Origin of the sequence: Pseudomonas sp. BIGb0278 (genome assembly GCF_024809895.1) — a bacterium.
Lineage (GTDB): Bacteria > Pseudomonadota > Gammaproteobacteria > Pseudomonadales > Pseudomonadaceae > Aquipseudomonas > Aquipseudomonas shirazensis.
Genome location: NZ_JANUEL010000001.1, coordinates 1417332 through 1428896 on the forward strand (window position 1 = coordinate 1417332; position 11565 = coordinate 1428896).

Here is an 11565-nt window from a genome sequence, read left to right on the forward strand (position 1 = left end):
GCTGGGCAATCAACCCAACGATTGCAGCCAAAACCTGGTACGTTAGTACGCAAAATATTTCTGTAAACGAGAATTGTTTCCAGATATGATCCCGCGCATCTTCCCCCTGCCAGGATCGTATCGTCCATGCGTCGTGCGTTCGTTTCCCTTTGTCTGCTCAATGTTATCTCCCCTGTGGCTTTGGCTGATGCCGACCCGGCCCAAACGGTCGAGCTGCAAGCCGTCAACATCGATGCCGCCAGCGAGCGCGAACGCGCCGATGGCCCGGTGATCGGCTACCGCGCCACCCGCTCGGCCAGCGCTACCCGCACCGACACCGCCCTGCACGAGACTCCGCAGTCAGTCAGCGTGGTGCCCAAGGACGTGCTCGAAGACACTGGCGCAACCCGCCTGCAGGACGCGCTGGATTACGCCGGCGGCGTGGGCCGGGCCAACAACTTCGGCGGCCAGGGCCTGACCACCGTCACCGTGCGCGGTTTCACCACGGGCGAGTACTATCGCAACGGCTTCCCGATCAACCGCGGCTACCCCAACGCGCCGGACGCCAACACCGTCGAGCGCCTGGAAGTACTGCGCGGCCCGGCCAGCAGCCTGTATGGCCGTGGCGATCCCGGCGGCACCTTCAACGTTGTCAGCAAACAGCCGTTGCCCGAATCCAAGGTGACCCTGGGCAGCCAGTTCGATGACCAGGGCATGCACCGGGCAACGCTCGACGCCACCGGCCCGCTCAGCGAAGACGGCAGCCTGGCCTATCGCCTGAACGTATTGGGCGAAGGCGGCGAGAGCTTCCGCGATGACGTTGACAGCGAACGCTATGATGTCGCCCCGGTACTCAGCTGGCAGGCCAACGACAGCACCAAGATCGTCTTCGAAGGCGATTTCATGCGCAACAACCACCCGCTCGACCGTGGTTTGACCCGCTATGACACCCAGCGCGGCAGCGCCTCGCGTGACACCAACGTCTGGGAGAAAGGCAGCGACAACCTGCTGCACAACGACAACAACATGGCCCAGCTGCGCTTTGAGCATCTGCTCAATGACAATTGGACCCTGGCTGGCGGTATGCAGTGGCTGGATGGGAGTTTGAAAGGGAATGCGGTTGAGGCCAATGGCCCGCCTGCCGATGGACGCACCCTGCAGCGCAACTTCAACTACCGCAAGCTGGAGTGGACTGATCGTGACTACCAGCTCAATCTGACCGGCCACTTCGAAACCGCAGGCTTCGCTCACACCTTGCTGACAGGTGTTGAGTATGAGGACTATGACTACAAGTCGATCATCGTGCGCTCATCTACAGCCTTGGGCACCTACCCCATTGATATTTATAACCCGGTACTCGGCCAGCCACGTCCTGCTCTGGTAAATCCTCCTACCACCCACGACAAAGAAAATCTGAAAACGTGGGCGGCATTCATTCAAGATCAAGTTGCCCTAACAGAGCGGTTCAAGGTGCTGGGTGGGGTGCGACTGGAGCGATTCGAACACCAATACGAAAACTACGTGCCAAACGGTAAAAGTTGGGATGCAGCTGATAATGCGGTCACCCCCCGTCTGGGCGCAATCTACGACCTCACGGACACCGTTGCGGTCTATGCCAACACTGCACGTTCGTTCAAGCCCAACAGCGGCGCTAGCCTGCAGGGCACTGGGTTCGATCCGGAAAAGGGCAAATCCTATGAGCTGGGCGTCAAGTGGGAGCCCCTTGATCGTCAACTGAGCGTGGACGCGGCGATCTTCCATATCGTCAAGGAAAACGTCCTGACCCGCGATCCGGCAGACCCAACCGGCAACTCCAACATTGCTGCCGGTGAAGTACGCAGCCGTGGCTTGGACATCAATGTGGCCGGTAACCTGACCCCAGAGTGGCGCGTAATCGGCGGCTATGCCTATGTCGATGCCGAGGTCACCAAAGACAACCGGGTACCCACCGGCACCCGCCTGGCCAACATCCCGCGCAACAGCTTCAGCCTGCTCAACACCTACGAATTCCAGGACGGCCTGGCCAAAGGTTTCGGCATGGGCATGGGCGTCAAATACGTGGATGACCGCCAGGGTCAGACGGCCGCCAGCACCTACACCATGGAGCAATACACCGTGGTCGACCTGCTGAGCTTCTATCAGTTGAACGAGCATGTGCGGCTGAATCTGGATGTGCGCAACGTGTTCAATAAAGGCTATGACGAAGGCGCGTTCAACCGCTACGCCTACCCAGGTGAGCCACGCACTGTGCAGGCCGGGGTTGCCTACACCTTCTGACGTTGATCAACCGCGCCCTGGCAGGCGCGGTGCCAAGCGTGCCAGCAGGCTGGCACGCCTTCAAGCAATTACAAACCCTTCTCCCGCGCTTCACGCAGGCGCCGCTCGATTTCTGCGGTCTGCTCATCCAGCTCCTTGATCGAAGTGGGCGTAATCACCTTGTCGATCGTTTCGGTGTCCGGGTCCGGCCGCTCCAGCGGTTTGCCCTCTACGCGCTGGCCTTGCTGGGCCTGCTCGGAGGACAGTGGACGTGGCACCTTGTCGCCGGTGTGTTGCGGGTCGTGGTCGGTCATGGCGTGCTCCTTGAGATATCTACCTGTACTTCAGCAGATCGCACGCTGGCGCAAAAGTTTGATTGGGCCAAAGGTGAACGCACATTGGCGAACACTGCACGCAGCAGGCAACCAATCGGTTGCTCGGCAAGAAACACCTGCTCCAGGCACTGCTCGGCAGCCTCAAGGTGGCTGTGCAGGCGATGGCGCGTCTGGGTTTCGCCGCACAAGGCAAACAGTGTCGACTTGCCGGCGTCCTTGCCCAGGTCCTTGCCGGTGTCCGGGTCACAATCGCGCAGATCATCCTGCAGCTGGAACGCCTGGCCCAGCTCGCTGGCAAAGCGCTGCAAAGGCTGCCGCACGCCTTCATGGGCATGGCCGAGCAGGCAGGCCATGTCCATGATCGCGGCAAACAGCACGCCGGTCTTGAGCTGATTGGTCTCGGTGATCTGCTCGGCACTGCGCACTGTTGCACCGTCACGCAGGTCTTGCAGTTGGCCTTTGACCAGGCCGTGGGCACCGATGGTTTGCGACATGATCGCGATCAGGCGATTGCGCTGCTCCGGCTCGACCGTGTGTAGCGCCGCCACCACGCCAAAGGCGCGCGACAGCAAGGCAATGGCGGCAAGGATGGCCACGTCCTCGCCAAACGCCAGGTGCAGCGTGGGCCGGCCACGGCGCAGCGCTGCGTTGTCCATGCACGGCAAGTCATCGAGCACCAGCGAGGCGGCGTGCACCATCTCGATCGCACAGCCCAGATCCAGCGCTGCCGCTTTACAACCACCTAAGCTCTCGGCAGTCAGCAGCAACAGCAACGGGCGCAGGCGTTTGCCCGGCGCCAGGGCGCTTTCACGCATGGCGGCGGCGAGCAGATCGCGTTCGTGACCGACCTCTGGCAGCAGCGCACTGAGGCGGCTGTCCAGCTCTGCCCGCAGGCGAGCAAGGTAAACAGCGAAGTCGGCGTCAGTGGCCGAGGTTGTACGGGCGATAGTGGTCATCCTGGCCTCTTCGGTGGTGCGGTCTAGGCCGCGAGTTGACGGAACGACTATCAGGGGCCGTTGCCAGAACTGTACTGTTTCCCAGCATAGCTGTACAAAGCTACTAGCGTTGTACAAGGTAAGGCCATGATTTTCACCCAATGATTCACTGGCAGCGGAGCCGGAATGAAAAAAAGCGTGTTGAGCCAGCGCAAGGACGATCATCTTGACATCGTATTGGGCGCAGATAAAACCATCGCGCATGCCGATGCCGGCTGGGCCGCTGTCCGTTTCGAGCACTGCGCCCTGCCTGAACTGTGCCTCGACAGCATCGACCTGAGCAGCTCTTTGCTGGGTATGCCATTACGTGCGCCGCTGCTGATCAGCTCGATGACCGGTGGCGCCGAGCGCGCCACACGCATCAACCGCCATCTGGCCGAGGCTGCGCAGGCGCTGGGGATTGCCATGGGTGTCGGCTCGCAGCGGGTCAGCCTGCGCAGCGCCGACGACCAGGGACTGACCCGCGAGCTACGCCGGCTGGCCCCTGATATCCCGCTGCTGGCCAACCTTGGCGCGGCGCAACTGCGCGAAGCCGACGGCCTGGATCTGGCCCGGCGCGCCGTCGATACGCTCGAAGCCAGCGCCTTGATCATCCACCTCAACCCGCTGCAGGAAGCAGTGCAGCCCGAAGGTGACCGCGACTGGCGCGGCGTGCTGGCGCAGATTTCGGCGCTGACTGCAGCGCTGCCTGTGCCGGTGATCATCAAGGAAGTCGGCGCGGGGATCTCGCCAAGCGTGGCCCGCGACCTGCTCGAAGCCGGTGTGCAGGTGATCGACGTGGCCGGCACCGGCGGCACCAGCTGGGCAGCGGTTGAAGCCGAGCGTGCCAGCACCCACGCCGATCGCGCTGTGGCCATGGCTTTCGCGGACTGGGGCATTCCGACGCCGCTGTGTCTGCAGACATTGCGCCGGGCCTTGCCCAACAGCGTTCTGATTGCCTCCGGCGGTATTCGTGACGGCATCGATGCGGCCAAGGCGATCCGCCTTGGCGCTGATCTGGTCGGTCAGGCAGCCGGCGTGTTGCAGGCTGCCACCGAGTCCACCGAGGCGGTGGTCGAGCACTTCGAGATCATCATTCGTCAGCTGCGGGTCGCGTGCTTCTGCACCGGCTCGCGTGACCTGGCAGCGCTGCGTCGGGCGCGCTTGCTGGCGGCCGGGCTGGACCTGTCATGAGTCACTTTGCGGTGGTCGCCCCGCCCTACCCCAGCCATTTCCAGGCCTTGCAGGCGCTGGCCGGGGAGCTGGTCGAGCGCGGCCACCGCGTGAGTTTTTTTCACCAACCTGCCGCGCAGCGCTGGCTCAGCGACCCACGCATCGGCTTTGTCGCGGTAGGCCACGGGCGGCTTGCCAACGACCATCTTGAGCAGACCTTGCGCCTGGCCGCCATCCCCAGTGGGCCGATGCATCTGCGCCGTTTGATCGACCAGTTGGCGAGCACCAGCGCGATGCTCTGCGCCTGCCTGCCCGAGGCGCTCGCTGCGCAGCAGGTGGATGCCATGCTGTGTGACCAGATGGAACCGGCCGGGGCGCTGGCGGCGGAAGTGGCGGGTATTCCCTGGATATCCATCGCCTGCGCGCTGCCGATCAACCGCGAACCTGGCATACCCTTGCCGGTGATGCCGTTCGACTACGGCCAAAGCCGCTTCAAGCGGCGCCTGTACCGCGGCAGCACCGAGGTCTTCGACTGGTTGATGCAGCCACTGGGGCGCGTGCTGCGCCAGGCCTGCCGCGAACATGGCCTGGTCGAGCGTGAGGGTTTGCATGACTGGCTGTCGCCGCTGGCGCAAATCAGCCAGACCGTGCCCAGCTTTGATTTTCCGCGCCAGGCGTTGCCGGCGCACTTTCATGCAGTCGGGCCGCTGCGGGTGGCGGCGCAGCAGGACGCCGCCGACTGGCCCCTGGACCCGGCGCGGCCACTGGTGTTTGCCAGCCTGGGCACCCTGCAGGGCCATCGCTTCGACTTGTTCAGCAAGATCAGCCAGGCCTGCCAGGCGCTGGATGTGCAGCTGCTGATCGCCCACTGCGGCGGCCTCGATCACGCTCAGCAAGCGCAGCTGCTGCAACAGGGCGCTACCTTCGTGACCGACTTCGCGCCCCAGCAATGGGCGGTGCGCCGTGCCGACGTGGTCATCAGCCATGGCGGCCTGAATACCGTGCTGGATGCCATTGCCGCAGCCACGCCGCTGTTGGTCATGCCGATTGCATTCGATCAACCGGGCGTGGCGGCGCGGGTTGCCTATCATCGTCTGGGCGTGGCGCTGTCGCGGCGGGCCAGTGTCAGTGCCATCCGCAGCGCCCTCACCCACCTGCTGCGCGAACCGCTGCCCAGGCTGACTGCGCTGCAACGCGAACTGGCCACGGCCGGTGGCGCGGCCAAGGCAGCGGACATCGTCGAGGCAGCGTTGCGCAGCCACCAACCGGTACTGGCAGAGAACTCACCATGCATTACGACCTGATCCTCGCCGGTGGCGGTCTGGCCAATGGCCTGATCGCCTGGCGCCTGAGCCAACTACGGCCTGAGCTGAAACTGCTGTGCCTGGAGCGTGATGCCAACCTTGGCGGCAACCATACCTGGTCGTTCCATGATGCCGACCTCACGCCCACCCAGCAGCGTTGGCTGGAGCCGTTGGTGGTCAAGCGCTGGCCGGCCTACCACGTGCACTTTCCGCACTTGTCGCGGCGCCTGGCCAGTGGCTATGCAAGCATCACCAGCGAGCGCTTTGCCGAGGTCATCACCCAGGCCTTGGGGACGGCCCTGCGTACCGGCTGCGAGATCACCTCGCTTGCGCCGGAGCAGGTCACCCTGGCCAGCGGCGAAGTGCTGCAGGCGCGGGTCACCATCGATGGCCGTGGCGCCGAGGCCAGCCCGCACCGGGTGCTTGGCCGCCAGGCGTTTCTCGGCCAGGTGCTGCGGCTTGAGCAGCCCCACGGCTTGCAAGCACCGATCCTGATGGATGCCCGAGTCGCCCAGGGCAACGGTTACCGCTTTGTCTACGTGTTGCCGTTCAGCGCCGATACCCTGCTGATCGAGGACACCCACTACGTCGACCACAGCCCGCCAGTTACAGCGCAATTGCGCAGCAATATCGATGACTATCTGCGTCAGCACGGTTGGCGGGGCGCCGAGTGCCTGCGCGAGGAGCAAGGCGACTTGCCGATCACCCTGGCAGAAGACTTTCCGGCCTGGTGGGCGCAGCAGCATGGGCAGGTCTCATCAGGGCTGCGCGCCGGGCTGTGCCACTGTACGACCGGCTATTCGCTGCCGGAGGCCGTGCGCCTAGCGGACTGGCTCGCAACGCAGCCGTTCGACAGCAGCGCGCAGCTGCACCGGGCCATGGGCAGCTATCTGGCGCAGCGCTGGCGCGGCCAGGGCTTTTATCGGCTGCTCAATCGCATGCTGTTCCTGGCTGGCAGCGCGCAGCAGCGCTGGCAGGTCATGCAGCGCTTCTACCGCTTGCCGGAAGGCTTGATCGCACGTTTTTATGCAGGCCAAAGCTCTGCGGCTGATCGTCTGCGCATTCTTTCGGGCAAACCGCCAGTCCCCGTCGGCCAGGCGCTACGGGCGGCGTTGCGCCATTCTCCACAGCATTTCAAGGAGCAGTCATGACCCAAGGCAAAACCGCGCTGGTGATTGGTGCAGGCCTCGGCGGCCTGGCATTGGCCATTCGCCTGCAAGCGGCCGGGATTCACACCACGTTGCTGGAGCGTCGCGACTTGCCTGGCGGGCGTGCCTACGTCTACCACGACCAGGGCTTTACCTTTGACGCCGGCCCCACAGTGATCACCGACCCGACCGCGATCGAAGCGCTGTTCGAGCTGGCCGGCAAGCCGATGGCCGACTACGTCGAGCTGCTGCCGGTCGCGCCGTTCTACCGGCTGTGCTGGGAAGACGGCACGCAGTTCGACTACAGCAACGATCAAGCCGAGCTCGAGCAGCAGATCCACGCCATGGAGCCGGCCGATGTCGCCGGCTATCAGAGCTTTTTGAAGTACTCCCGAGCAGTCCTCGAAGAGGGCTATATCAAGCTTGGTGCGGTGCCGTTCCTGACCTTCCGCGACATGCTCCATGCCGGCCCGCAGCTGGCACGTTTGCAGGCCTGGCGCAGTGTCTACAGCATGGTCGGACAGTACATCCGCAACCCGCAGTTGCGCCAGGTGTTCTCCTTCCACGCCCTGCTGGTGGGCGGCAATCCATTCGCCACTTCGGCCATCTACACCTTGATCCACGCCTTGGAGCGTGAGTGGGGCGTGTGGTTTGCCAAAGGCGGCACCGGCGCGCTGGTCGAGGGCATGGCGCGGCTGTTCACCGACCTCGGTGGCACCCTCGAGCTGAACGCCGACGTGGTCAGCTTCGATACCCAGGGCGACCGCCTGATCGGTGCGCGCAGCCGCGACGGCCGCCACTGGACGGCCGATGCGATCGCCTCCAACGCCGACGTGGTGCATACCTACGCCGACCTGCTCGGCGCGCACCGGCGCGGCCAGTCCGAAGCACGCCGATTGAAAAGCAAGCGCTTCAGCAACTCGTTGTTCGTTGTGCATTTCGGCCTCAAGCGCCGGCAGCCGCAGCTGCGTCACCATACTGTGTGCTTCGGCCCGCGCTACCGTGAGCTGGTGCAGGAAATCTTCAACGGCCCCAACCTGCCGGAAGACTTCTCGCTGTATCTGCACTCGCCCTGCGCGACCGACCCGGACATGGCGCCGGACGGTTGCTCCAGCCATTACGTGCTTGCGCCAGTGCCGCATTTGGGCAATGCGCCGGTCGACTGGGCGGTCGAAGGCCCACGCTATCAGGAGAAAATCCTCGATTACCTCGAGCGCTATTACATCCCCGGGCTGCGCGAAGACCTGGTCACCTGCCGCAGCTTCACTCCGGTAGATTTTCGTGACGAACTCAACGCCCACCTGGGCTCGGCGTTCTCGCTGGAGCCGGTGTTGACCCAAAGTGCCTGGTTCCGCCCGCATAACCGTGATGCGCAGGTGAGCAACCTCTACCTGGTCGGCGCCGGCACCCACCCAGGCGCTGGCGTGCCGGGCGTGATCGGCTCGGCCAAGGCCACCGCAGGCTTGATGCTCGAGGATCTGCAGCGATGAGTGGCGACGAGCAACTGCTCGCCCACGCCGAACACAGCATCGCCGTCGGCTCGAAAAGCTTCGCCGCAGCCTCGCGCCTGTTCGACCCGGTCACCCGCCGCAGCGCAGTGCTTTTGTACGCCTGGTGCCGCCACTGCGACGACGTGATCGACGGCCAGCAAGCCGGCCATCAGGCTAGCGTGCTGGAGACTGAGGAGGCCCGCCAGCGTTTGGCCGGCCTGTATCAGCAAACCGCAGCTGCCTGCGCCGATCAGCCGGTCACCGACCCCGCCTTTGCTGCACTGCGCGAAGTTGCCCGGCGCCATGGCGTACCGCAGGCAGAGGCGTTCGACCTGCTGGCGGGGTTTGAGCAGGACGTTGCCGGCCAGCGCTACCAGACGCTAGAGCAAACACTAGGTTATTGCTACCACGTGGCCGGCGTGGTCGGCCTGATGATGGCGCGGGTCATGGGCGTACGCGATGACGCCGTGCTCGATCGCGCCTGCGACCTTGGCCTGGCCATGCAACTGACCAATATTGCCCGGGATATCGTTGATGATGCCAAGGTTGGCCGCTGCTATCTGCCGCAAGCCTGGCTGGACGAGTTTTCGGTCACTGCCGAACAGCTTGCCGAACCACGCCACCGCACTGCCGTGGCGCGCATGGGCACACGTCTGGTGCAGCAGGCAGAGCCCTACTATGCCAGCGCCCAGGCCGGTTTGAGCGCCCTGCCCTGGCGTTCAGCCTGGGCAGTGGCAACAGCGGGTTCGGTGTATCGGCGCATCGGCCTGAAGATTTTGGCGGCGGGTGATGCCGCCTGGGACGGGCGCCTGTCGACCAGCAAGGGGGAGAAACTCGCCGCCATTGCCAGTGGCCTGTGGCAGGCCCTCAGCCGCGGCTGGCGTCGCTATCCGCCACGGGCGCTGCAGCTTTGGCAGCGTCCACTCGCTGCTCGCGCAACGGTCCACCGTGACGCGCACGCAGCTGCGCCTTCAACTGCTCAACCGTAGGCGAGTAGAGAAAACCAAACGACACACAGCCGTCCTTGCCCTGCACCGCATGGTGCATCAGGTGAGCCTGGTACAGGCGCTTGAGGTAGCCATGGCGCGGCACGATCCGCAGCGGCCAGCGCCGGTGCACCAGGCCGTCATGGGCGATGAAGTAGAGCAGGCCATAGCCGGTCATGCCGGCACCGATCCACTGCAGTGGATACCAGCCGGCAGTGCCCAACGCGATCAGGGTGATGGCCAACCCGGCAAACACTACGGCGTACAGGTCGTTCTTTTCGAACACACCGTGGCGTGGCTCGTGATGCGAGCGGTGCCAGCCCCAGCCAAAGCCATGCATGATGTACTTGTGGGCCAGATAGGCAACGCCTTCCATGGCGGCAAGGGTGATCAGAAACGTCAGCAGACTGGTGAACATGGCGCGGCATCTCCTGGCAATGCTTGTGAGCATACAGCAAATGCCCCAGCGGATTGCAGCGGCATGCCGCCGCGCCAGCCGCCCGCTTACCAGGTCAGCACAGCCCCCAGGGCCAAGGTATCGGTGTCCTCGTTTTGCGCATCGCCGTCATGGCCATCGATCTCGAACTGGTTGTATTCGGCGACCAGTTTCAAGTTGGCATTGATCTCGCGAAACAGGGCAATGCCGCGGGTTTCATAGTCGGCGCCAGTGTTCACTGCACCGTTGCCGTCATCCTTGGTCTTGCCATACGACAGCGCCAGGCGGTTTTTGCCGAAGGTGTACGAGCCCTGCACCAGATAACCCTGGCTGTCGACCTCACGCAGGGTCGCCTCGCCAGCATTGTTGGTGAAGAACGGGTTGATGCCCTTGGCGCTGAAGCCCGAGCCTGTCAGCGAGAACGCACCCATCTTGGCTTGTACGCCGTAGCCAAGACCTTTGGAGGTCACCGAGTCGACGTTGCTGTCGGTGTTGTCGGAGGTCTGGTAACTGCCGTTGAGCCAGCTGTAGATCTTCGCGCCGCCCAGATCGAACTGGTAGGTGATCTCGCTCTCGGTGCGCGGATTCTTCTGATAGGCCTTGCCGACCGCGCTGTCGTCGTTGGTGTCGACCGGGTCCATTATCCCCACGGCCACGCGCAGGCCGTCCATTACCGGTGTGCGGTAGGTGATCTGCGAGGTCGGGAAAGGATAGGGATAGCCGCTGCCGATGTTGCCGAACGAGACCCCGCCGCCGTCAACCAGGCCAAGTGTGTCGCTGACCTGGCCGTAGCCAGTGAGCAGTTCATCGAGGAGGATGTTGGAGCGGGCAAACAAACCGAAGTCTTTGCCGATCAACACCTCGCCCCACTCCGGGTTGGCCACCGTGCCGTAGAACTGGCGGACATCGATGGCGGTGTCGGTGCCGTTGGTTTCACTGTCGTTGATGCTGACCCAGAACGAGGCACGCCCACCCAGCTTGAGATCGTCGATCTGGCGCGTCATGTTGAAACCAAGGGTATTGGGCAGAAAGCCCATTTTCACCCGTGACTGGCGCCGATCATATTGCTCGCCGGCGCGGTCGATATCGCTGTTGACGTAGAAGGCGTTGATGTAGCCGTCGGTGGAAAAGGTGGTCTGGTCCTTGTCGTAGAGCATGATCTCGGCCCCCGCCAACGGGGCCAAGGCCAGGCTGGCAAGGCCGCCAAGCAGCGGCAGGATACGGCTGTGGGAGTTGTTATTGTTGTTGTGCATGACGCGCTCCGCAATCGGTTGGACAGGTGTCCAGGCGATTATCGAAAGCGCACGCACGCGGCCCTACGCTGCCTTGGCGGCGATTGGCCAGTTCCTTGGCCGGTGCCGGGCGGCTTGCGCCTGCAAGCACTACGACCCGCTCCTTGGGGCGCACTCGGCTAAAGTGGCAGTAACTCATTCGCAAGGCGGGGTGCACAAAGCGGGTACATGGCACATTCATGCAGTCAGCTG

The 11565-nt window shown here is 63.8% G+C and carries 9 protein-coding genes and 1 pseudogene; 6 read left to right on the forward strand and 4 right to left on the reverse strand.

Annotated features, from left to right (window positions below; genetic code table 11):
* Positions 1-126 precede the first annotated feature (126 nt).
* A complete protein-coding gene (locus M2396_RS06460) occupies positions 127-2256 on the forward strand; it encodes a TonB-dependent siderophore receptor (RefSeq protein WP_259073925.1) in 2130 nt (709 codons plus the stop codon).
* A gap of 68 nt (positions 2257-2324) precedes the next feature.
* Here the strand turns inward: M2396_RS06460 and M2396_RS06465 are convergent, their stop codons facing one another.
* Positions 2325-2549: a hypothetical protein gene (locus tag M2396_RS06465; protein ID WP_101319144.1), complete on the reverse strand. Its 225-nt coding sequence runs from the start codon at positions 2547-2549 to the stop codon at positions 2325-2327.
* Positions 2546-3526 carry a polyprenyl synthetase family protein gene (locus tag M2396_RS06470; RefSeq protein WP_259073926.1) on the reverse strand — a complete coding sequence of 327 codons (981 nt, stop codon included), beginning with the start codon at positions 3524-3526 and terminating at the stop codon, positions 2546-2548. Before M2396_RS06470 ends, M2396_RS06465 begins: the two co-directional genes overlap by 4 nt.
* A gap of 165 nt (positions 3527-3691) precedes the next feature.
* Here M2396_RS06470 and fni point away from each other — a divergent pair, with 165 nt between their 5' ends.
* The 5 genes and pseudogenes from fni to M2396_RS06495 all read left to right on the forward strand — a co-directional run.
* Positions 3692-4738: a type 2 isopentenyl-diphosphate Delta-isomerase gene (fni, locus tag M2396_RS06475; protein ID WP_259073927.1), complete on the forward strand. Its 1047-nt coding sequence runs from the start codon at positions 3692-3694 to the stop codon at positions 4736-4738.
* On the forward strand, positions 4735-6021 hold the full coding sequence (locus M2396_RS06480) for a glycosyltransferase (protein WP_259073928.1): 1287 nt from the start codon (positions 4735-4737) through the stop codon (positions 6019-6021). The genes fni and M2396_RS06480 overlap by 4 nt, the downstream gene beginning before the upstream one ends.
* Positions 6006-7172 (forward strand): lycopene beta-cyclase CrtY, encoded by a 1167-nt coding sequence (gene crtY, locus M2396_RS06485; protein WP_259073929.1) that lies wholly within the window; start codon positions 6006-6008, stop codon positions 7170-7172. The genes M2396_RS06480 and crtY overlap by 16 nt, the downstream gene beginning before the upstream one ends.
* Positions 7169-8659 carry a phytoene desaturase gene (locus M2396_RS06490; protein ID WP_101319134.1) on the forward strand — a complete coding sequence of 497 codons (1491 nt, stop codon included), beginning with the start codon at positions 7169-7171 and terminating at the stop codon, positions 8657-8659. The genes crtY and M2396_RS06490 overlap by 4 nt, the downstream gene beginning before the upstream one ends.
* A pseudogene (locus tag M2396_RS06495) lies at positions 8656-9582 on the forward strand (phytoene/squalene synthase family protein); the annotation flags it as partial. The gene M2396_RS06490 and the pseudogene M2396_RS06495, both read left to right, overlap by 4 nt.
* Here M2396_RS06495 and M2396_RS06500 read toward each other — a convergent pair.
* Both M2396_RS06500 and M2396_RS06505 read right to left on the reverse strand, forming a co-directional pair.
* Complete coding sequence (locus tag M2396_RS06500) at positions 9527-10063, reverse strand: sterol desaturase family protein (protein WP_101319132.1); 537 nt, start codon at positions 10061-10063, stop codon at positions 9527-9529. The pseudogene M2396_RS06495 and the gene M2396_RS06500 overlap by 56 nt on opposite strands.
* A gap of 86 nt (positions 10064-10149) precedes the next feature.
* On the reverse strand, positions 10150-11334 hold the full coding sequence (locus tag M2396_RS06505) for a porin (RefSeq protein WP_259073931.1): 1185 nt from the start codon (positions 11332-11334) through the stop codon (positions 10150-10152).
* Between the last annotated feature and the right edge of the window lie 231 nt (positions 11335-11565).

Excerpts from the sequence above, each read along its gene's own strand:
- M2396_RS06460 (WP_259073925.1), top strand. The coding sequence starts at position 127 with ATGCGTCGTGCGTTCGTTTCCCTTTGTCTGCTCAATGTTATCTCCCCT.
- M2396_RS06465 (WP_101319144.1), bottom strand. The coding sequence starts at position 2,549 with ATGACCGACCACGACCCGCAACACACCGGCGACAAGGTGCCACGTCCA.
- M2396_RS06470 (WP_259073926.1), bottom strand. The coding sequence starts at position 3,526 with ATGACCACTATCGCCCGTACAACCTCGGCCACTGACGCCGACTTCGCT.
- fni (WP_259073927.1), top strand. The coding sequence starts at position 3,692 with ATGAAAAAAAGCGTGTTGAGCCAGCGCAAGGACGATCATCTTGACATC.
- M2396_RS06480 (WP_259073928.1), top strand. The coding sequence starts at position 4,735 with ATGAGTCACTTTGCGGTGGTCGCCCCGCCCTACCCCAGCCATTTCCAG.
- crtY (WP_259073929.1), top strand. The coding sequence starts at position 6,006 with ATGCATTACGACCTGATCCTCGCCGGTGGCGGTCTGGCCAATGGCCTG.
- M2396_RS06490 (WP_101319134.1), top strand. The coding sequence starts at position 7,169 with ATGACCCAAGGCAAAACCGCGCTGGTGATTGGTGCAGGCCTCGGCGGC.
- M2396_RS06500 (WP_101319132.1), bottom strand. The coding sequence starts at position 10,063 with ATGTTCACCAGTCTGCTGACGTTTCTGATCACCCTTGCCGCCATGGAA.
- M2396_RS06505 (WP_259073931.1), bottom strand. The coding sequence starts at position 11,334 with ATGCACAACAACAATAACAACTCCCACAGCCGTATCCTGCCGCTGCTT.